The organism is Promicromonospora sp. NFX87, from assembly GCF_048564965.1.
Taxonomy (GTDB): Bacteria; Actinomycetota; Actinomycetes; order Actinomycetales; family Cellulomonadaceae; genus Promicromonospora.
Genome location: NZ_CP183413.1, coordinates 1,263,640 through 1,283,672 on the forward strand (window position 1 = coordinate 1,263,640; position 20,033 = coordinate 1,283,672).

19 protein-coding genes are annotated in these 20,033 nt (G+C 73.7%); 18 read left to right on the forward strand and 1 reads right to left on the reverse strand.

The window, feature by feature from the left end; genetic code table 11:
* The first annotated feature begins 59 nt into the window (after positions 1–59).
* From ACNYC2_RS05600 to ACNYC2_RS05675, 16 genes are all read left to right on the forward strand, one after another.
* Positions 60–650 carry a TetR/AcrR family transcriptional regulator gene (locus ACNYC2_RS05600; protein ID WP_419706074.1) on the forward strand — a complete coding sequence of 197 codons (591 nt, stop codon included), beginning with the start codon at positions 60–62 and terminating at the stop codon, positions 648–650.
* Positions 651–735: 85 nt separating this feature from the next.
* Positions 736–2,358, forward strand: coding sequence for an FAD-dependent monooxygenase (locus ACNYC2_RS05605; RefSeq protein ID WP_419706075.1), 1,623 nt, complete (start codon positions 736–738; stop codon positions 2,356–2,358).
* Positions 2,355–2,978: a TetR/AcrR family transcriptional regulator gene (locus tag ACNYC2_RS05610; protein WP_419706076.1), complete on the forward strand. Its 624-nt coding sequence runs from the start codon at positions 2,355–2,357 to the stop codon at positions 2,976–2,978. Before ACNYC2_RS05605 ends, ACNYC2_RS05610 begins: the two co-directional genes overlap by 4 nt.
* Positions 2,979–3,024: 46 nt before the next feature.
* Positions 3,025–4,149, forward strand: coding sequence for an acetamidase/formamidase family protein (locus ACNYC2_RS05615; RefSeq protein ID WP_419706077.1), 1,125 nt, complete (start codon positions 3,025–3,027; stop codon positions 4,147–4,149).
* 150 nt (positions 4,150–4,299) lie between these two features.
* Entirely contained in the window at positions 4,300–5,481 is a 1,182-nt protein-coding gene (locus tag ACNYC2_RS05620; protein WP_419706078.1) for an amidase family protein, read from the forward strand.
* A 19-nt stretch (positions 5,482–5,500) separates the two neighbouring features.
* A complete protein-coding gene (locus ACNYC2_RS05625; protein ID WP_419706079.1) occupies positions 5,501–5,965 on the forward strand; it encodes a DUF4383 domain-containing protein in 465 nt (154 codons plus the stop codon).
* Positions 5,966–5,988: 23 nt separating this feature from the next.
* The gene (locus ACNYC2_RS05630; protein WP_419706080.1) at positions 5,989–6,756 is read left to right on the forward strand and encodes a metallophosphoesterase family protein; all 768 of its coding nucleotides are present in this window, start codon (positions 5,989–5,991) and stop codon (positions 6,754–6,756) included.
* Positions 6,757–6,834: 78 nt separating this feature from the next.
* A complete protein-coding gene (gene uraD, locus ACNYC2_RS05635) occupies positions 6,835–7,353 on the forward strand; it encodes a 2-oxo-4-hydroxy-4-carboxy-5-ureidoimidazoline decarboxylase (protein WP_419706081.1) in 519 nt (172 codons plus the stop codon).
* Positions 7,350–7,679, forward strand: a complete 330-nt coding sequence (gene uraH, locus ACNYC2_RS05640; RefSeq protein ID WP_419706082.1) for a hydroxyisourate hydrolase — start codon at positions 7,350–7,352, stop codon at positions 7,677–7,679. Before uraD ends, uraH begins: the two co-directional genes overlap by 4 nt.
* Positions 7,680–8,654 (forward strand): factor-independent urate hydroxylase, encoded by a 975-nt coding sequence (gene pucL, locus ACNYC2_RS05645; protein ID WP_419706083.1) that lies wholly within the window; start codon positions 7,680–7,682, stop codon positions 8,652–8,654. It abuts the gene before it with no gap.
* Complete coding sequence (gene allB / locus ACNYC2_RS05650) at positions 8,651–10,123, forward strand: allantoinase AllB (RefSeq protein ID WP_419706084.1); 1,473 nt, start codon at positions 8,651–8,653, stop codon at positions 10,121–10,123. The genes pucL and allB overlap by 4 nt, the downstream gene beginning before the upstream one ends.
* Entirely contained in the window at positions 10,120–11,343 is a 1,224-nt protein-coding gene (locus tag ACNYC2_RS05655) for a pyridoxal-phosphate-dependent aminotransferase family protein (protein ID WP_419706085.1), read from the forward strand. The genes allB and ACNYC2_RS05655 overlap by 4 nt, the downstream gene beginning before the upstream one ends.
* A complete protein-coding gene (locus tag ACNYC2_RS05660; RefSeq protein ID WP_419706086.1) occupies positions 11,340–12,659 on the forward strand; it encodes a Zn-dependent hydrolase in 1,320 nt (439 codons plus the stop codon). The genes ACNYC2_RS05655 and ACNYC2_RS05660 overlap by 4 nt, the downstream gene beginning before the upstream one ends.
* Positions 12,656–13,489: a MurR/RpiR family transcriptional regulator gene (locus ACNYC2_RS05665; RefSeq protein ID WP_419706087.1), complete on the forward strand. Its 834-nt coding sequence runs from the start codon at positions 12,656–12,658 to the stop codon at positions 13,487–13,489. Before ACNYC2_RS05660 ends, ACNYC2_RS05665 begins: the two co-directional genes overlap by 4 nt.
* Positions 13,490–13,500: 11 nt before the next feature.
* Positions 13,501–14,349, forward strand: coding sequence for an FAD binding domain-containing protein (locus ACNYC2_RS05670; RefSeq protein WP_419706088.1), 849 nt, complete (start codon positions 13,501–13,503; stop codon positions 14,347–14,349).
* Positions 14,346–17,201: a molybdopterin-dependent oxidoreductase gene (locus ACNYC2_RS05675; RefSeq protein ID WP_419706089.1), complete on the forward strand. Its 2,856-nt coding sequence runs from the start codon at positions 14,346–14,348 to the stop codon at positions 17,199–17,201. Before ACNYC2_RS05670 ends, ACNYC2_RS05675 begins: the two co-directional genes overlap by 4 nt.
* Here the strand turns inward: ACNYC2_RS05675 and ACNYC2_RS05680 are convergent.
* Positions 17,161–18,135 (reverse strand): DUF2332 domain-containing protein, encoded by a 975-nt coding sequence (locus ACNYC2_RS05680; protein WP_419706090.1) that lies wholly within the window; start codon positions 18,133–18,135, stop codon positions 17,161–17,163. The two genes, ACNYC2_RS05675 and ACNYC2_RS05680, sit on opposite strands and share 41 nt — an antisense overlap.
* Positions 18,136–18,279: 144 nt before the next feature.
* On the opposite strand from ACNYC2_RS05680, the gene ACNYC2_RS05685 reads away from it, so the two are divergent.
* On the forward strand, positions 18,280–18,792 hold the full coding sequence (locus tag ACNYC2_RS05685; RefSeq protein ID WP_419707781.1) for a nucleoside deaminase: 513 nt from the start codon (positions 18,280–18,282) through the stop codon (positions 18,790–18,792).
* A gap of 150 nt (positions 18,793–18,942) precedes the next feature.
* Positions 18,943–19,989, forward strand: a complete 1,047-nt coding sequence (locus tag ACNYC2_RS05690; RefSeq protein WP_419706091.1) for an ABC transporter substrate-binding protein — start codon at positions 18,943–18,945, stop codon at positions 19,987–19,989.
* Positions 19,990–20,033 lie beyond the last annotated feature (44 nt).

Sequence of the window (20,033 nt, forward strand, 5' to 3'; positions counted from 1 at the left end):
CCACACAGGTCGGTATACTCGCAGTGCACCCAGACCGCAGCCCGGACGGAGCGACCCGCATGCCGCGACGCAGCCCCAACCCGCACACGCCGGCCGGGGAGAAGATCCTCACCACGGCGGCCGACCTCTTCTACCACCGCGGGATCCGCGGCGTCGGCGTCGACCTGATCGCCGACCAGGCGGGGGTCACCAAGAAGACGCTCTACGACCGGTTCGGTTCCAAGGACGCCCTGGTGGCTGCCTACCTGACGCGCCGGCACGAGCGCTGGGCGACATGGTTCGGGGAGCGGCTCGCGGCACGCGGCACTGCCGGGTCCGCACGGGGTGTCGACCGGGTGGTGGCCGCCCTGGAGCTCGCGGAGGAGTGGGCGCAGGAGAACGAGCGCGGGTGCGCGTTCGTCAACGCCCACGGCGAGATCGGCGGGTCCGAGCACCCCGGCAACGCGGTGATCCTCGCGGACAAGCTGTACATGCTCGGCGTGTTCACCGACCTGCTGCGCGACGCCGGACACCCCGACGCGGAGGAGGCCGGCGCGCAGGTCCACCTGCTCTACGAGGGCGCGATGGTCGCGTACACGACGCGGGCGCAGCCGAACGCGTTCGCCGCCGCCCGGGCCGCGGCGCGGGCGCTGCTCGCGCCGGCCGGCTGAGGCGTCTACCCGGTGGGGGCTTCCGGTCGCGACGCTTCCGCGCTATTTTGTTAACGGTACCGGTCCGTTAATAAAAGGAGTAACGATGGCAGTCGACGACGTCACCGACGTGCTCGTGGTCGGAGCCGGACCTACCGGGCTCGCCCTGGCGTGCGGGCTCCGGCTGCAGGGGGTCGGCGTGCGCGTCGTCGATCGCCTGCCGGCTCCGGCGACGACGTCGAGGGCCAACTTCGTGCACGTACGCGGGTCGGAGGTGCTCGCCCGGCTGGGCGCGCTCGGCGACCTGCCGCAGCGGTCCGTACGGGCGATGCGGATCACCACCTACCTCGGCGACCGGCCGATGATGCGCATCCGGTTCGGTGACCCCGGCCTGCGGACCGCCGCGCCGCCGATGGTCGTCTCGCAGGCGCTCGTGGAGGGCGAGCTGCGGCGTCGTCTGGCTGAGCTCGGGGTGACCCCCGAGTGGGGCGTGGCGCTCACGGCCCTCACACAGGACGACGACGTCGTCACCGCGGAGCTCGACGACGGGCGGACCGTGCGCGCGCGGTGGCTCGTCGGCTGTGACGGGACGGCCAGCGCGGTGCGGAAGGCAGTCGGCATCATCGCCCCGGGCGTGCGTCTGAGCGAGCGGTTCCTGCTCGCGGACCTGCACCTGGACTGGGACCTGGACCGGACCGGGACCTCGGGCTGGGTGCACCCGACGGGGATGCTCGGAGCGATGCCGATGCCCGACGACGAGGGTCGCGGCGATCTGTGGCGGCTCATCGCGTACGACCCCGCGAGCGCGGAGCTGGAGCAGACGGCGGACGCGCCGGTGGCCGGGACGGCGGGCGCGCCGCGGGCCGCCGACGCCTACGGCCGGCGCAGCCGCCTGACCGAGGAGCAGATCCTGGACCGGTTCCGCGCGATCCTGCCCGAGCGTACCGGCCGGGACGTGCGGGTCCTGGACAGCGAGTGGCTGTCCGAGTTCACCATCCATCGCCGGCTGGCCGACCGGTACCGCGGCGGCCGCGTCCTCATCGCGGGCGACGCCGCGCACGCGCACGCGCCGTTCGGCGGGCAGGGCATGCTGACCGGCCTCGGCGACGCCGAGAACCTGGCCTGGAAGCTGGCCCTCGTCGCGCGTGGCCGGGCCGCCGAAGCGCTGCTCGACACCTACGAGGCGGAACGGCGTCCGCTGGCCACCGACGTGCTGCGCGGCACCGCCAACGTGACCCGGGTCAACGTGGCGCGCAGCCCCGTCGGGCGGTTCCTGCGCGACCAGGTGCTGATCCGGCTCTTCAACCAGCCGTGGGTCCAGCGCTGGGTCACGTTCACGACCTCCCAGCTCTGGGTGAGCTACCGGTCGGGGCCCCTGGGGGTCGGCAGGGCCGAGCGGACGGCGGCCCGGCTCGGCCGGCGGATCTGCGTCGGCGACCGCGTGCCGGACCTCGACTGCGCCCGGGGCGACGGGGCACCTACCCAGCTCTACGCCGAGCTCGGCGGGCGCTGGGCGCTGCTCGTGCCGCCGTCGGACACCGTGGGTGCCGAGCCGGCCGCCGGGCCGGGCACCGAGCCGGCCGCCGAGCCCACGCGGCTCACCCGGACGGACGGCGTCGCCGAGGCCTGGCTCGTGCGGCCGGACGGGCACCTGGCCTGGCGCGGGACCGACCCGGCGTCGGCCACACCATGGCTCGCCGACCTGCTGCGCACGGGGCGGACCCGGTGAGCGCCGCCGAGGCGACACGCGGCCGGGGGCGGCCGCGGGACCCCCGTACCGACGAGGCGATCCTGCGCGCGGCGCTGGAGCTCTTCACCGAGCACGGCCACGCGGGGACCAGCATCGAGGCGATCGCGCGGCGGGCCGGCGTCGGCAAGCTCACCGTGTACCGGCGGTGGGGGAGCAAGGACGAGCTCATCGCGGCGGCCGTGGAGTCGGCCCGGGGCGAGATCCCGAACCCGGGTACGGACGACCTCGACGGCATGTCGTACGCCGAGATCTCCCAGGTGATCGTCGACGCGCTGCCGGTCAGTGCCCGGACCCTCGCGGAGCCCGGGTATCGCGCGATGCTCGCTCAGGTCTTCGGTTCCAGCGTCACCCATCCGGGACTCATGGCGGCCTTCTGGCAGAACCACATCCTGCCCAGGCGCCGCACCGTGCACCTCGCGCTGTCGCGCGCCGTCGAGGAGGGGGTGCTGCCGCCGGAGACGGACATCGAGGCGCTCATCGACATGACGGTCGGGGCCGTCCTCTACCGCCTCCTGCGCTCCGACCCGCTCGACGCCGACGAGCTGCTGGAGTACCTGCGCGCCGTCTACGGACAGGCCGGGATGATCCCGCGGCAGTGAGCGGTGGATTGACCCGGTGGATTGACCCGGTGGATACAGTCACCCCGTGCACCAGCAGACCATCCTCCAGCCCGGCAGCCACGTCCCTGGCGGGGCCACCTACCTGCCCACCTCGGTCGAGACCGCCTACTGGGGCCGGCTGCCCTGCGCGGCGGACCGCGCGGTGCTGTCGGTGGACCCCGGGCAGGAGGTGGTCGTCGACACCCTGTCCCACGAGGGCATCCTCGAGGACCAGGGCGGCGACCCGCTCGCGTACTTCGCGGAGCGCGGCGTCGCCGAGAACGCGGTCCTGGCCGACGCCGTCGAGCTGGCGGGCGCCCGCCGCTCCCTCCTGGGCGACCGGGTGCCCGGGCTGCCGGGGGTGCCCGGCGCCCACGGCGGCCACGTCGTGACCGGGCCGATCGAGGTCCGCGGCGCCCGGCCGGGCGACCTGCTCGCGATCCGCGTGCTGGCCACCGAACCCCGCGTCCCGTACGGGGTGATCTCCAACCGGCACGGCCGCGGGGCCCTGCCGGACGAGTACCCGGCCGGCGGCGTGGACAGCGTCAGCGTCTTCGCCGAGGTGGACTCCTGGTCCGACGGCGCCGGGCGCGGGAGCCTCCCGCTCTTCGAGGGGGCCGACCGGACGGTGGGCTTCGACCTGCACCCGTTCCTCGGCATCATGGGCGTCGCTGCCGCGGGGGACGAACGGCCTCATTCCGTGCCGCCCGGTCCGTTCGGCGGCAACATCGACATCAACCTCCTGGGCGCCGGGTCCACGCTCTACCTCCCGGTCCAGGCGGCGGGGGCGCTCGCCTACGTGGGCGACCCGCACTTCGCGCAGGGGGACGGCGAGGTGGCGCTCACCGCCTTCGAGGCGTCGCTGCGGGTGCGGCTGAGCTTCGACCTCATCCCGGCGTCGGACGCCGTCGCGACGTTCGGGAAGCTGGCAGGGCCGCTCGCCGAGACCGCCGAGTTCCTGGTCCCGACCGGCCTGGACCGCGATCTCGACGTCGCCGTGCAGAACTGCGTACGGGCGGCGATCGCGCTGCTGGAGGTCCGGTACGGGATGTCGCGGGCGCACGCCTACGCGTACCTGTCGGCTGCGACGGACTTCGACATCTCGCAGGTCGTCGACGTGGTCAAGGGCGTGCACGCGAAGATCCGCAAGGCGGACTTCGCGCCCCGATGAGCGGGCGTGGTGGAGGTCCGCTTCCACCAAGCGTTCGGGCATGGTTCTCGGCTCGAGAGCATGCGCAACGCCTTGGTGGAAGCGGACCTCCACCCCTGTTCTGTCCCATCCCGGCTCTGTCTTGCAGCGCCTGGCTGGCAGCATGTGCGCATGATCTTCGACCCCAGCGTGTGGCGCGTGCGCCCCGAGCCCGGCCCGCTGACGGCACCGACCGGATCCGGCGTGCTCGACGGCGAGACCGTCGCCGTCAAGGACCTGTTCGCCGTCGCGGGCGAGCGGATCGGCGCGGGGAACCCGTCCTGGCTCGCGGCCGCGCCCGTCGAGGAGAGCCACGCGGACGCCGTCGCGTGGCTGCTCGCTGCCGGGGCCGCGCTCGCCGGGATCGCACAGACCGAGGAGTTCGCCTACTCGCTGACCGGCGCGAACGCCCACTACGGCACGCCACCCAACCCGCGGGCGCCCGGGCGCATCAGCGGCGGCTCGACGTCGGGCCCGACGACGGCGGTCGCGGCCGGCGAGGCGAGCATCGCGCTCGGGACCGACACCGGCGGTTCCGTGCGGGTGCCCGCCGCCTACCAGGGGTTGTGGGGCATCCGCCCCACGCACGACACGGTGCCCGACGGCGGGCTGCTGCCGCTCGCGCCTTCGTTCGACACGGTCGGCTGGCTGACCCGCGACGCCGCCACGCTGGCCCGGGTGGGCGACGTGCTGCTCCCCGCCGACACGGCGGCGCTGCCGGACCCGGCCCCCCTCGTGCTGAGCGACGCCCTGCTCACCCTGGCCGCGCCGGAGGTGCGCGACGCCGTCGGGCAGCTCGCGCGGGCTGCCGGGGCGCGGCCCGTCGACTGGGCGCCCGAGCCCGCCTGGCTCGCCGCGTTCCAGACCCTCCAGGCCGCCGAGGCGTGGGCCGTCCACGGCGGCTGGCTCGAAGGCCGGATGGACACGCTCGGGCCGGCGGTGCGCGGGCGGTTCGAGCGGGCGCGCGCCATCGGTGCGGCGGACGCGGACGCGGCCAGGACCGCCGTCGGGCGGGCACGGGCGCAGATCCGGGAGCGGCTGGGGGAGCGGGTGCTCGTGCTGCCGTCGACGGCGACCGTGGCGCCCCACACGGAGGAGGCAGAGGCCGCACGCGAGGCGACCATGCTGCTGACGTGCATCGCGGGGATCGGCGGGCTGCCCGCCGTCTCCGTGCCGGTCACCACGGCGGAGGGACTGCCGGCGGGCGCGTGCCTCGTCGGGCCGGCCGGGTCGGACCGGTCGCTGCTGGAGCTGGCGGGCCGGATCGGCGTGCGAGTGGTCCCGGACGGCGTGACCGTGGAGAACACGGCATGAGTCGGACGGGAGAAGGATCATGGCCCACTCCACAGCACCTCGGATCGCCCGCGGCCCGCATCAGTGGCTCGCGCTCGTCGTCGGTGTCGTCTACCTGCTGGTCGGTGCGGCCGGCTTCGCGGTGACCGGCCTCGACGGCTTCATGGAGCACGACCACAGCCAGACGCTCCTGGGCTTCGCCATCAACCCGCTGCACAACATCGTGCACCTGGTGATCGGAATCCTGGGTATCAGCCTCTGGCCCACGTCCGGCGGCGCCCGCACGTTCGGCTGGCTCCTGCTGCTCGGCTACGGCGCGGCGTTCGTCTACGGCCTGTTCGCCGTCGACAACCCGGACATCAACTACCTGAACATCAACGAGGCCGACAACTGGCTCCACCTGGGCAGCGCCGTGGTCGGCCTGCTGATCGCGGTCTGGCCGTACCGCAGGCACGTGGTGGAGCAGCCCGGAACCTCGGAGACCCTGCCCCGCGATATCAGGTAGCGCCCCACCGCTAGCCTGCGCGGATGACCAGCATCGCTGTCCTCTCCGACGTCCACGGCAACGCCCCGGCGCTCGCGGCGGTCCTCGCCGCCGTCGACGCCGCGGGGGTGGACCTCGTGCTGAACCTCGGCGACATCATCTCCGGCGCCGTCGACCCGCGCGGGACCCTGGACCTGCTCGCCACGCGGCCCGACATCGTGACCGTCCGCGGCAACCACGAACGCCAGGTGCTGACGCTGCCGTACGACGAGATGGGCACCGTCGACCGCATCGCCTCGGGCGTCCTGGCCGACGCCGACCGCGCGTGGCTCGGCTCGCTCCCGCTCACCGCCGAGCCGGTCCCCGGGGTGCTCGCCTTCCATGCGGTGCCGGACGACGACGCCACCTACCTCACCCAGACCGTCGTCGGGCCGACGGCGGAGCACCCGAGCGGCGTGCGCGAGGCGACCGACGACGAGCTGGTCGAACGACTCGGGGCCGCGTACGGCACGCACGACCTCTACCTGTGCGGGCACACCCATCAGGCCCGGATCCGGCCGCTGCCGGACGGGTCGCTGCTGGTCAACCCCGGCAGCGTGGGCTGGCCCGCCTACTCCGATGACGCCCCGCTCCCGCACCGGGTCGAGGTCGGCGCGCCGGAGGCCCGGTACGCGATCCTGTCCGACGCGGCGGACGGGTGGACGGCCCAGCTGCTCGCCGTCCCGTACGACCACGAGGCCGCCGCCGCCCTGGCGGACGAGCTGGGCCGGCCGGACCTCGCCCACATGCTCCGGACGGGCCGGCTCTCCTGACGCCGGAGCCGGCGAAGTTTTACCCGACTGAAACGCGCGTCTCACCGCGGGGGACACTTTGAAACTAAGTTTGTCCTCGTGGACCTCACGACCTTCAATGCCCTGCCCGCCGCCGACGCCGCTGCGACGGTCCGCCCGTGCGCCGACATCGACTCCTGGGTCGACGACGTGGTGGCCGGCCGCCCCTACCTGTGCCGGGACTCGCTCCTGCTGCGAGCGATGCGCGCCGCCGCCGAGTGGACGGCCGCCGACGTCGACGCGGCGCTCGCGCACCACCCCCGCATCGGGGAACGTGCGTCGGGGGACAGCACCGAGGCGCGGCTGTCCCGCACCGAGCAGCCGACGGCGGCCGAGGCGACAGCCGCCCGGATCGCCGCCGGCAACGTCGCGTACGAGGAGAAGTTCGGCCGGATCTACCTGGTCCGGGCCGCCGGGCGCACGGCGGACGACATCCTCGCCAACCTGACCGAGCGACTTGGCAACGACCCGGCCACCGAGGCCCTGGTGACCGCCGAGCAGCTACGCCAGATCGCGCTGCTGCGCCTGGAGACGCTCGTCGAGGAGCCGGCTGCGGAGCCTGCCGAGGCGGCGTCGTGAGCACCGCTTCCACGCACGTGCTCGACGCCGCGCGCGGCCTCCCGGCCGGGGGGCTGGCGGTCACGCTCGAGCGGGTCTCGACAGGCTCGACCAGCGAGGCCGACGGGACCCGGCACGCCGTGACCGACGACGACGGCCGCATCAGCTGGGGCGAGGTCACGCCCGGGCGGCACGTCCTGACCTTCGCCGCCGGCGACTGGTTCGCGGCGCAGGACCGGGAGACGTTCTTCGGCCAGGTGGTGCTCGACGTCGTGCTCGGGCCGGACCACACGCACGTCGCCCTCCTGCTGAGCCCGTTCGCCTACACCACCTACCGGGGGAGCTGAATGTCGATAGTCCTGGGACCCAACCAGTACGGCAAGGCCGAGGTGCGGCTCGTGCGCGTCGACCGTGGCACGGCACGGCACCGCATCACCGACCTCAGCGTCACCTCGCAGCTCCGCGGCGACTTCCGCGCCACGCACGAGTCCGGGGACAACACCGGCGTCGTCGCGACGGACACGCAGAAGAACACCGCGTACGCGTTCGCGCGGGACGGCGTCGGATCGCCGGAGACGTTCCTGCTGCGGCTCGCCCGGCACTTCCTCCAGGAGCCGCAGATCAGCGGCGGGCGCTGGCTCGCGGAGCAGTACGGCTGGGAGCGGATCGCGGCGGATCCGGGACGGGACGGCGGCCCTTCGACAGGCTCAGGACGGCGCGTCGGCCACGACCACGCGTTCGTGCGGGGCGGCGCCGAGCGGCGGACCGCGCTGGTCCACGCCGACCCCGCCGGCCTGACCGTGCTCGCGGGGCTGCGCGACGTCACGGTGCTGAAGTCGACGGGTTCGGAGTTCGCGGGGTTCCCGCGCGACCGGTACACGACGCTGCCCGAGACCGAGGACCGGATCCTCGCGACCGACGTCAGCGGGTGGTGGCGGTACGAGCAGTCGTTCGTCGACTCCGCGGGCCCCGAGGAGTACGACGAGCGGTTCGCGGCGGTCCGCTCGATCCTGCTGGCGACCTTTGCCGAGCTGCACTCCCTGGCCCTGCAGCAGACCGTGTACGCGATGGGCAGGGCGGTGCTGGAGGCGTATCCCGACATCGCCGAGATCCGGCTCTCGTGCCCGAACAACCACCACTTCCTCGTCGACCTGGAGCCGTTCGGCCTGGACAACCCCGGCGAGGTGTTCTTCGCCGCCGACCGGCCCTACGGGCTGATCGAGGCGGCCGTCCAGCGCTCCGCGGACGACGACGCCCCGGACGGTTCCGGCGCACCGGCGGCAGAGCATCCCGTCTGGTCCACGATCGGAGGATTCGTATGAGCGGCAGCTCGGGGGCCGGCGGGAGCCTGGTCGTCGCGTCCGAGCGGGTCCTGGTGGAGGGCGAGCTCCGGCCCGCGGTCCTGCGGATCGAGGGCGACCGGATCGACCAGGTCTGGTGGGGCACGTCCGACCCGGCCGCCGTCCTCAAGCCGGCCGACGACCTGTTCGGCGAGGTGCTCGGCGCCGTCCCCGCACCCCCGCCGCAGGTCGTCGAGCTCGGCGACAGGGTGCTGCTGCCCGGCGTCGTCGACACGCACGTGCACGTCAACGAGCCCGGCCGCACCGCATGGGAGGGGTTCGCCTCGGCGACCCGGGCGGCGGCGCTCGGCGGGATCACGACGATCGTCGACATGCCGCTCAACTCGCTCCCGCCGACCACCACCGTGCAGGCCCTGGAGACGAAGCGCGCGGCCGCCGAGGCAGTGCGGGCGCGCGGCGAGCTGCACTGCGACGTCGGCTTCTGGGGCGGTGCCGTCCCCGGCAACGCCGACGACCTCGAACCGCTCTGGGACGCGGGGGTCTTCGGCTTCAAGTGCTTCCTCGCCGACTCGGGAGTGCCCGAGTTCCCGCCGCTCGCGCCGGGCGAGCTCCTGGAGACTGCGGACCGGATCGCGCGGTTCGGCGGCCTGCTCATCGTGCACGCCGAGGATCCGGCGGCCCTCGCGGCCGCCCCGCACGAGGGCAGCCGCGCGTACGCGGACTTCCTGCTCTCGCGCCCGGACGAGGCGGAGACGACGGCGATCGCCGGGCTGCTCGACGCCGTCCGCGAGACGGGTACGCGCACCCACGTGCTGCACCTGTCGTCAGCCAGGGCGCTCGACCTGATCGCCGAGGCCAAGGAGGAGGGCCTGCCGGTCACTGCCGAGACCTGCCACCACTACCTCGTGTTCGACGCCGAGCACATCCCCGACGGCGACGCCGCCTTCAAGTGCTGCCCGCCCATCCGCGACCGCGGCAACCAGGACGCGCTGTGGGACGGCCTGCGCGCGGGGATTCTCGACTGCGTGGTCAGCGACCACTCGCCGGCCACCGCCGAGGAGAAGTACCGGGGCGCTGTGCCCGGCGAGGTCGACCTGCAGCAGGCCTGGGGCGGCATCTCGGGCCTGCAGGCCGGGTTCCTCGCCCTGGCGGACGCCGCCCGGCGCCGCGGCGTCTCCCTCGCCGACGTCTCCCGCTGGACCTCGGCGAACACCGCCGCGCTGGTGGGCCTGGACCGGGTCCCGCGTGCGAAGGGCGTGATCGCGGAGGGCGCCGCCGCCGACCTGATCGTCTACACCCCTGACGCGACGACAACCTTCCGCGCCGCCGACCTGGCGCACCGCAACAAGATCAGCGCGTACGACGGCCTGACCGTCACCGGCTCCGTCGTGCCTTCGTTGGTCGAGCTTGTCGAGACCCCGGTCTCGACAAGCTCGACCAACGAAGGCACGACGAACGGTGGCGGCAAGCTCCTGAGGAGGCCCGCATGAGGCAGATCCATCCGCCCGCCCGGCTGCTGATGGGTCCCGGGCCCGTCGACGCCGACCCGCGCGTCCTGCGCGCCATGGCGGCGCCGCTCGTGGGCCAGTTCGACCCGTTCATGACCGACACGATGACCGAGGCCATGGCGCTGTGGCGCACGGTCTGGGACACCGCCAACGAGCAGACCTTCCTCGTGGACGGCACCTCGCGCGCCGGGATCGAGGCGGCTCTCGTGTCCCTGCTGGAGCCGGGGGACCGGGTGCTGGTCCCGGTGTTCGGCCGGTTCGGGCACCTGCTCGCGGAGATCTGCGCGCGCGCCGGGGCCGAGGTGCACACCATCGAGAGCGAGTGGGGCACGGTCTTCGACCCGGGGCAGGTCGAGGACGCCGTCCGCCGCGTGCGGCCGCGCCTGCTCGCCGTCGTGCACGGGGACACCTCCACGACCATGGCGCAGCCGCTCGCCGAGCTGGGCCGGATCGCCCACGAGCACGACGCCCTGCTGTACGTCGACGCCACCGCGACGCTCGGCGGCAACCCGTTCCACACCGACGAGTGGGGCATCGACGCGGCGACGGCCGGGCTGCAGAAGTGCCTGGGCGGGCCGTCGGGCAGCGCGCCCGTGACGCTCTCGCCCGCGGCGGCCGCGGCGATCGACCGGCGCAAGCACGTCGAGGCCGGCATCCGCACGTCGGACGACGTCGCCCCGCACGGCGCCCCGATCGTGTCCAACTACCTCGACCTCGCCCAGATCATGGAGTACTGGGGTCCGCGCCGCCTCAACCACCACACCGAGGCGACGTCGATGCTGTACGCGGCCCGCGAGTGCGCGCGGCTGCTCAAGGACGAGGGCATGGCGACGGCGGTGGCCCGGCACGCCCGGCACGGCGGCGCGATGCTGGCCGGGGTGCGGGGCCTGGGCCTGGAGGTCTTCGGCGACGTCGGCCACAAGATGCACAACGTGGTCGCCGTGCGCATCCCCGACGCCGTGGACGGGGACGCCGTCCGCGGCGGGCTCCTCGACAACTTCGGGATCGAGATCGGCACGTCCTTCGGGCCGCTGCACGGCGTCGTCTGGCGGATCGGGACCATGGGCTTCAACGCCCGCCGGGACGCCGTCCTCACCACGCTGGCCGCCCTGGAGCACGAGCTGCGCCGCGCGGGCTTCGCCACCCCGCCGGGTGGCGGCGTCCAGGCCGCCCTGGCGTCGTACGAGGAGGCGGGATCGTGAGCCCGATCGGAACAGCGGACTGGGTCATGGAGCGGTGCGACGACCTGACGCGCCACTCGTCGCGCCCCGACGCGCTCGAACGTGTCTACCTGTCGCCCGAGCACTCCGCCGCCAACATGGCGGTCCGGGCCTGGATGCTCGACGCGGGCCTCGACACCGAGACCGACGCCGCGGGCAACCTCTGGGGTCGCCGCGCCGCCGACGGCACGCCCCAGCGGCCGGGCACCGCCGGCGAACCGGCGCTGGTGCTGGGTTCGCACCTCGACACCGTGCCCGACGCCGGACGGTACGACGGCATGCTCGGCGTCGTCCTCGCCATCGCCGTCGCGCACCGGCTGCGGGACGTCCCGCTCCCGTTCGCGCTGGAGGTCGTCGGGTTCTCCGACGAGGAGGGCACCCGGTTCGGCAAGGCGCTGCTGGGCAGCTGCGCGGCGTCGGGCCAGTGGGACCCGGCCTGGTGGGACCAGGCGGACGCCGACGGCGTGACCCTGCGCGAGGCGTTCCTGCAGTTCGGCCTGGCCCCGGACCGTGTGGGCGACGCCGCCCGCCGCCCCGAGGACCTCGTCGGGTATCTGGAGGCGCACATCGAGCAGGGGCCGGTGCTGGAGTCGGCGAACCTGCCGCTCGGGTACGTCACGTCCATCGCGGGGGCGCGGCGGTTCGTGCTCACGATCACCGGCGAGGCCCGGCACGCGGGCGGCACCCCCTTCAGCCGACGGCGGGACGCGCTGGTCGCCGCCGCGCACCTCGTCACCCGGATCGAGGAGCTGGCCAAGGCGACCGACTGCCTCGCCACCGTCGGCGACATCCGGGTGGAGCCCGGCGCCGTGAACGTGATCCCCGGCCTGGCGGAGCTCACGCTCGACCTGCGCGGCCGCACCGACAACGGGCGCGACGCGCTGTGGGACGAGATATCGGCGGCCGGCCACGACATCGCGCAGGAGCGGGGCGTGAAGCTCGAGGTCGTCGAGACCCACCGGGCGCCGTCGACCGCCTGCGCCGAACGGATGCAGGCCGCGGTCGCGGCGGGGATCGCGGAGGCGACCCGTTCGACAGGGGTGGCGGCGCCGTCGGCCACCAGCGCCGCAGGGGTGGCGGCGCCATCGGGCTCCGTGCTCGGGCTCTGGAGCCCCGCAGGCCACGACGGCATGGCGATGGACGCGGTGACCGACGTCGGCATGCTGTTCCTGCGCTGCCGCGACGGGATCAGCCACCACCCGGACGAGCACGTGGAGGCCGAGGACGTCGCCATCGCGCTCGACGCGTTCACCGAGGCGGTGCTCGCGCTGGCTCGCGACCACGAGGAGGCACGATGAAGGCCGCGGTCACGCCGCTCGAGGACCGGATAGCCGCTGGCTACCGCGACCTGTCCCCGCAGGAGCGGCGGGCCGCCGACGCCCTGCTGGACCACCTCGGCGACCTGGGGACATACCGGGCCACGGAGCTCGCCGCGCTCGCCGGGGTCTCGAAGGCGACGATGAGCAGGCTGTTCCGCAAGCTCGGCTACGAGGACTTCGAGGGGCTGCGCGAGCACCTCCGCGTGCAGCGCGGGCGCGGGCTGCCGATCGCCGTCGACCCCTCGCCGGGCCTGCGCGAGCGGCTGGAGCAGGAGGTCAAGAACCTCGAGAAGGTCTACTCGACCCTCGACGACACGATGCTCGACGAAGTCGCCGAGGCGCTCGCCACGGCGCGCGACGTGGTGGTCGTCGGACGCCGTGGCTCGCTCGGGCCGGCCGCCCAGCTGCGGCGCAACCTGATCCAGGTGCGCGGCCGGGTACACCTCGCACCGGCACCTGGCCAGTCGCTCGCCGACGACCTCGTCGGGCTCGGGCCCAAGGACGTCGTGGTCGTGGTCTCGATCCGCCGGCACGCGTTCAAGGTCCCGGCGATGGTCGAGGCCCTGCTGGCCGACGGCGTCCGGGTGCTCCTGCTCGCGGACTCCAGCCTCCGGCACCTCGCGAGCGCCGTGACCTGGTGGATCGAGTGCCCGATCACCACGGAGGGCGCCTTCGACTCGATGGTGGCGCCCGTCAGCGTGGTGGCGGTCCTGTCGGACCGGGTGCACGGGGCGCTCGACGGCGCGGCCGACCGCGTCGAGGCGATCGACGCCAGGTACGCCCTGCTGCGCGAGATCGACGAGAGCTGACCGGCGGCGCCATGGATCTCGACATCGACACCGTGCGGACGGCGCGGACGCGGGCCGACTGCGTGCTGCGGCCCGGCGAGGCCTTCCTGGGCGGGGGCACGTACCTGTACTCCGAGCCGGTCCCCGCGGGGGTGACCGGCCTGGTGGACCTGACGGGGATGGGCTGGGAGCCGTGGTCCGTGGACGGCGCGGGGCTGCGGGTCGCCGGGACGTGCACGCTGGCCGAGTTCGTGTCCGGGCCGGGTGCGCTGGGCGCGGATGCGGGCGGGCCGTATCGCGCGCTCGCTCTCGTGGCGCCGTGCGTGTCGGCGCTGACGCTCTCGTCCAAGGTCGCTCGGACGGCGACCGTCGGCGGCAACCTGGCGCTGGGGCTGCCGGCCGGGTCGATGGTGGGACTGTTCGCGGCGCTGGACGCGGTGGCGGTGATCTGGACGTCGGGGGTCTCGACAGGCTCGACCAGCGGGGTTGGGTCGCGGGAGGTCGCCGTGGCGGATCTCGTCACTGGCGCCGGGGTCGTGGACCTCGCGCCGGGGGAGGTGCTGCGTGAGGTACGGGTGCCTTCTGCCGTGCTCGCGCGGCGCACGGTGTTCCGCCGGGCGTCGCTGACCTCCACCGGCCGCACGGCAGCCATGGTGACGGGACGGGCGGGCGACCAGGGTCCGACGCTCACGGTGACCGCGTCCGTGGCGGCGCCGCTCAGCCTGCACGCCCGCGACCACGCGGCGGTCGACCGGTGGATCGACCGGCTGGACAGCACCGGCGCGTGGTTCGAGGACGTGCACGGCAGCCGCGGGTGGCGCGCCGCGATGACACGGCGGCTCGCCCACGAGGCGTTCGACGAGCTGGTCGGTGCGTCATGAGGATCGACGGCGTCGAGGCCGCGGCAGAGCCGCGCCCCGGCCAGTGCCTCCGCACCTACCTGCGGGAGCAGGGGGCCACGGCGGTCAAGAAGGGCTGCGACGCGGGCGACTGCGGCGCGTGCACGGTCCTGCTCGACGGCGCCCCGGTGCAGTCATGCCTGATCCCCGTGCACCGGGCGGCAGACTCCGAGGTGGTGACGGCCGCGGGGCTGGGCCGGTTCGGGCCGGGCGGCGACCCTTCCGCGGACGCCGACCACCTGCACCCCGTGCAGCGGGCGTTCGTCGAGGCGGCAGGATTCCAGTGCGGCTTCTGCACACCAGGCATGGTCTGTACGGTCGCGGGGCTGGGGATCGCCGAAGTAGAGCGCTTGTCCGGGACCAGCGCGGACCAGCCGGCCGAGGAGGCGGACAAGCGCTCTACTTCGGCGATCTCGGTGGGGGAGGTGCTCAAAGGGAACCTTTGTCGGTGCACCGGGTACCGGTCTATCCGGGACGCCCTCGCCGGCCGGGTGAACACCGAGGTGGCTCCGGCGGGGGAGGCGTTCGGCCGCGCCGTCGTCGCGCCCGCCGCCGCCCGCGTCGTGAGCGGCCGCGAGGCCTACACCCTGGACGAGCCCGCCCCGCCCGGGCTGCTGCACGTCGCGGTCCTCGGCAGCCCGCACCCGCACGCCCGGATCACCCACATCGACGCGACGGCGGCCCGCGGCGCGCCCGGCGTGCACCTCGTGCTCACCCATCACGACGTCCCCGGCACCCTCTACTCGACCGCCCGCCACGAGAACCGCCTCGACGACCCCGACGACACCCGCATCCTCGACCCCGTGCTCCGGTTCGTGGGCCAGCGCGTCGCGGTCGTGGTCGCGGAGACACCCCGGCAGGCCCGCGACGCGCTCGCCCTGGTCGACGTCGAGTACGAGACGCTGCCCGCCGTCTTCGACCCGGAGACGGCCAGGCAGCCCGGCGCGCCCCTGCTCCACCCCGGCAAGACACCTGGCGAGCACCGCGTCGCGGAGGCGAGCCGGAACGTCGTCGCGCAGCTGCACGAGGAGTACGCCGAGCCGGGGCACGACGGCGTCGCCGCGGCGCTCGCGGCATCGGCCGCCACCGTGGAGGGCACCTGGACCACCGACCGCGTGAACCACGTGGCGCTGGAGACGCACGGCGCGCGGTCGTGGCTCGCGCCCGGCACAGACGGCGACATCCTGCACGTGCGCACCTCCACGCAGGTGCCGTTCCTCGTGCGCGACGAGCTGGCCCGGCTCCTGGACCTCCCTCAGGAGCGGGTGCGTGTGGTGGCGGGCCGCGTGGGCGGCGGGTTCGGGGGCAAGCAGGAGCTGCTCGTCGAGGACGTCGTCGCGCTCGCGACCCTGCGCACCGGCCGGCCCGTGCAGTGGGAGCTCACGCGGGAGCAGCAGTTCACGATCGTGCCGTGCAGGCACCCGATGCGGATCGGCGTCCGCGCGGGCGCCGACGCGGACGGACGGCTGACGGCGCTCGCGATCGACGTCCTGGCCGACACCGGCGCCTACGGCAACCACGCGCCCGGCGTCATGTTCCACGGCGTGCACGAGTCGATGGCCGTCTACCGGGCCCCGAACAAGCGCGTCGACGCGGAGTCAGTCTACACGAACAACGTGCCGTCCGGCGCGTTCCGCGGGTACGGGCTGGGGCAGGTGCAGTTCGCCATCGAGGGTGCGATCGACGAGCTGGCCGCACAGCTCGGCCTCGATCCCGTCGAGATGCGGCGCCGGAACGTGATCCGGCCGGGCGACGCCTTCGTCGTGGGGCGGCCGGTGGACGGGGACCTGGAGTACGGGTCCTACGGCCTGGACCAGTGCCTCGACCTGGTCGAGAGCGCCCTGGCCCGGCCGCGTCCGCCGGTCGACCCGCACCCGCCGGTCGACCCGCACCCGCCGGTCGAGCCTGTCGAGACCGGGCTGGACGAGGAATGGTCGGTCGGCACCGGCGTAGCCCTCGCGATGATCGCGACCATCCCCCCGCGCGGCCACTTCACGCACGCCAAGGTCTCGGTCGATGCCGACGGCGACTTCGTGGTCGACGTCGGGACCGCCGAGTTCGGCAACGGCACCACCACGGTGCACGCGCAGCTCGCGGCCACGGAGCTCGGGGTGCCGGTCGAGCGGGTGCGCGTGCGCCCGTCGGACACGGCGACGGCCGGCTACGACACGGGCGCCTTCGGTTCGGCGGGCTCGGTAGTAGCGGGCTTGGCGGTCCAACGAGCGGCGTCCGCTCTCAAGACCAAGCTGGACCAGCTGAGTGCTGGGTATTTGCCCTCTCGAAACGGTTCGGCAGGACAAATACCCAGCACTCAACGGGTCGGGATGTGGGCTGAGGCTACGCATGACGGGTCGCCTCGGTCCGTTGCCTTCAATGTGCACGGGTTTCGGGTCGGCGTGCATCGGGGGACCGGGGAAGTGCGGATCCTGCAGTCGGTGCATGCCGCCGACGCCGGGGTCGTGATCAACCCGGAGCAGCTGCGCGGGCAGATCGACGGCGGCGTGGGGCAGGCGCTCGGCTCGGCGACGACGGAGCGGATGGTGGTGCGCGACGGCGTCGTCGTGACGCGCGCCCTGCGGCACTACCGCGTGCCGCAGCTGTCCGACGTCCCGGTCACCGAGGTGCTGTTCGCCGACACCGTCGACCGCCTCGGGCCCCGCGGCGCGAAGTCGATGAGCGAGGCCCCGTACAACCCGGTGGCCCCGGCGCTGGCGAACGCGATAGCGGACGCCACGGGAGCCCGGCCGCGTGACCTGCCGATCCAGCGGGACCGGCTGTGGGAGCTGCTGCGCGCTACGTCAGCAGCCGCACCGACCGGCCGTGCGGGTCGGTGAGCGCCACCGGCTCGCCGTGGCGGGCCAGGATGAACTGGGGCGAGAGGCCCTCGGGAAGCCTGGCCGCGACGGCGGGCAGGACGGTCCAGCCCTCGTTGCTCAGCCAGACGGCGCCGCGCGTGCTCCTGAGGCCGGCCATCATGGCCTCGAACGTCGCCAGCTCGGCGGGCGCGAGGTAGTAGAGCGCGGCGGAGCTCTGCACGACGACGGTGGCCTCGGCGGGTGCCGAGGCCACCAGGTCCGGCAGGCCGTCGAGCAGGTTGCCGGGGACGAGCCGCGGCGGGTCCTGGGCCACCACGCGCGCGGCGGTGCGGAGCGTCACGATCCGGTCGGTGTGCTCGGGCCAGACCAGCGCCTCCAGCCAGGCGAGGTCGGCCGGGTCGCGCACGTCCAGGGGGTTGAGGTCGATACCGGCGCGCCAGACGACGTCAGGCATCCGCGTCGGCACCGGGCCCTCGATGTCGCACGGCAGCACCACATCGGCCGGGCCGTCGGCCGGATCGAGGCGGGTGCGGCCGCCGTCGGGCGACGTGTACAGGTAGGAGTACCGGTCCGGGTAGAGGCACAGCCCCGCCGACGCGCCCACCTCGATCAGCGCGATCGGCCCGTCGATCGCGGCAAGGGCCGGCAGGAGCGTGGCGCAGCGCCGCGGCTCGTTGGTCTGCGTGGTGTGGGTGCGCATCACCTGCTCGACGTCGGGCCAGGCGGCGTGCAGCCAGGGCCGCACCTCGGCCCAGCCGCGGGCGGGCGCCCCCGCCAGCCGCGCTGCCGCGAACAGCAGGTTGGGCTGCCGCCTGGCCTCGGGCAGCGTGTCGAGCAGGGCGCACAGCTCCGGGTCGACGGCGACCCCGCACGCCCAGTCCTGGTACGTGGGCGAGCCGCCGTTGAGCGCCTGGCTCCCGGCGAACTGGCGGTAGACGGCGGCGGTATCCACACGTGTCACGCTACCGACCGGATTGCGGGTGCTGAACGTAGGAGCGACTGCGCCTACGTTCACCCTCCGCTCGAAACAGGTGTTTCGTGGGGGTGACCTGCTGGGAACGCAATTGAAATCCGGCGGTGCGAGCATCGAAGGGTGATCAGCCATACCGAGAAGTCCGGCACGTCCCTGGCCTCCGTGAGCCCGGACGACGAGACCTGGCTCGCCCGCGCCGTCGAGGTCGCCACCCAGAACGTGGCCGACGGCGGTGGCCCCTTCGGGGCCGTCGTCGTGCGCGACGGCGTCGAGGTGGCGGCGGCCGGGAACCGCGTGACCCGCGACCTCGACCCCACGGCGCACGCCGAGGTGGTGACGATCCGGGCCGCGTGCCAGGCCCTCAACACGTTCTCGCTGGCCGGGGCGACGCTCTACGCCTCGTGCGAGCCCTGCCCGCTGTGCCTGTCCGCGGCGCTGTGGGCCCGCGCGGACCGGGTCGTCTTCGCCGCGGACCGGCATGACGCGGAGCGGGCCGGCTTCGACGACCGCGAGTTCTACGAGCTCCTGGAGCGGGACCGCTCGACGTGGCCCAACCCCGTCGTCGAGCACAGGATCACCCGCGCGGGAGAGCCCTTCGAGGCATGGCGTGCGTACACCGCACGCACGCCGTACTGACCGCCCGGGTAACGATCCGGTCGCGCGCCGCACGTTTTACGGCGGCGTAACCCGTGGACGCCGGGCGCGAAACCACGGGTCCTTAGCGTCCGGCTCGAAAAGAAACGCGGGTTTCGGCTCACCCCACTTAGCACAACAGGAGAATCACTCATGATGCTTTCCCGTCCTGGGCGCGCTGCGCGCCTGACGGCCGTCGCGGCCGCTGCCTCGCTCGCCCTCGCGGCGTGCGCCTCCGGCGACGACGCCCCTGCTGAGGGGGAGGGCCTCGGCGACCTCACGGTCCAGCTCTCCTGGATCAAGAACGCGGAGTTCGCCGGCGAGTTCATGGCCGACAGCAAGGGCTACTACACGGACGCCGGCTTCGGCGAGGTCACGCTCAACGCCGGCCCCGGCGCCACCGAGAACCTGGTGGCCTCCGGCAAGGCCGACTTCGGCCTGACCAACGCGGTGACCGTCGGCCAGGTCGTCGCGAACGAGGACGCGCCCATCAAGATCGTGGGCACCACGTTCCAGAAGAACCCGTTCACGATCCTGTCCCTCAAGGACGGCGCGGACATCGCGACGATCGAGGACCTCAAGGGCAAGAAGATCGGCGTGCAGGACGGCGGCAACGGCCTGCTGTTCTCGGCCCTCCTGGCGGCCAACGGCCTCACCGAGGACGACGTCGAGATCGTGCCGGTGCAGTACGACCCGCAGCCGCTGGTCAACGGTGAGGTCGACGGGTTCCTTGCGTACGTGACCAACGAGTCGATCATCGTCGAGGCCCAGGGCGAGGAGGTCACCAACCTCCTGTTCGCCGACAACGGGCTGCCGTTCGTCGCCGAGTCGGTCATCGCGACCGACGAGACCATCGCCGAGCGCCCCGAGGCGGTCAAGGCGTTCCTCGAGGCAGAGATCAAGGGCTGGACCGACGCCTGCACCGACCTGGAGGGTGGCGCGAAGCTCGCCGTCGACGAGTACGGCGCCGACCAGGACCTCGACCTGGAGAAGGAGATCGAGCAGAACACCGTGCAGTGCGAGGAGCTGATCAACTCCGACGAGACCGCGGAGAACGGCCTCTTCACGATCAGCGACGAGCTCATGGCGCAGAACATGGCGACGTTCGAGGCGGCCGGGATCGACGCCACCCAGGAGGACGTCTTCGACCTGTCGCTCCTGGAGGAGCTGCTGGCAGAGAAGCCCGAGCTCAAGGGCTGATCGTGACAGACCAGTCCATCACCGATCTCCCGGTAGGCGCCGGC

What these genes read in the sequence shown, in the direction of transcription:
- ACNYC2_RS05665 (WP_419706087.1), top strand. Translation starts at nt 12,656, where the DNA reads ATGAAGGCCGCGGTCACGCCGCTCGAGGACCGGATAGCCGCTGGCTAC.
- ACNYC2_RS05600 (WP_419706074.1), top strand. Translation starts at nt 60, where the DNA reads ATGCCGCGACGCAGCCCCAACCCGCACACGCCGGCCGGGGAGAAGATC.
- ACNYC2_RS05620 (WP_419706078.1), top strand. Translation starts at nt 4,300, where the DNA reads ATGATCTTCGACCCCAGCGTGTGGCGCGTGCGCCCCGAGCCCGGCCCG.
- ACNYC2_RS05605 (WP_419706075.1), top strand. Translation starts at nt 736, where the DNA reads ATGGCAGTCGACGACGTCACCGACGTGCTCGTGGTCGGAGCCGGACCT.
- ACNYC2_RS05670 (WP_419706088.1), top strand. Translation starts at nt 13,501, where the DNA reads ATGGATCTCGACATCGACACCGTGCGGACGGCGCGGACGCGGGCCGAC.
- ACNYC2_RS05625 (WP_419706079.1), top strand. Translation starts at nt 5,501, where the DNA reads ATGGCCCACTCCACAGCACCTCGGATCGCCCGCGGCCCGCATCAGTGG.
- allB (WP_419706084.1), top strand. Translation starts at nt 8,651, where the DNA reads ATGAGCGGCAGCTCGGGGGCCGGCGGGAGCCTGGTCGTCGCGTCCGAG.
- ACNYC2_RS05630 (WP_419706080.1), top strand. Translation starts at nt 5,989, where the DNA reads ATGACCAGCATCGCTGTCCTCTCCGACGTCCACGGCAACGCCCCGGCG.
- ACNYC2_RS05690 (WP_419706091.1), top strand. Translation starts at nt 18,943, where the DNA reads ATGATGCTTTCCCGTCCTGGGCGCGCTGCGCGCCTGACGGCCGTCGCG.
- ACNYC2_RS05655 (WP_419706085.1), top strand. Translation starts at nt 10,120, where the DNA reads ATGAGGCAGATCCATCCGCCCGCCCGGCTGCTGATGGGTCCCGGGCCC.
- ACNYC2_RS05675 (WP_419706089.1), top strand. Translation starts at nt 14,346, where the DNA reads ATGAGGATCGACGGCGTCGAGGCCGCGGCAGAGCCGCGCCCCGGCCAG.
- pucL (WP_419706083.1), top strand. Translation starts at nt 7,680, where the DNA reads ATGTCGATAGTCCTGGGACCCAACCAGTACGGCAAGGCCGAGGTGCGG.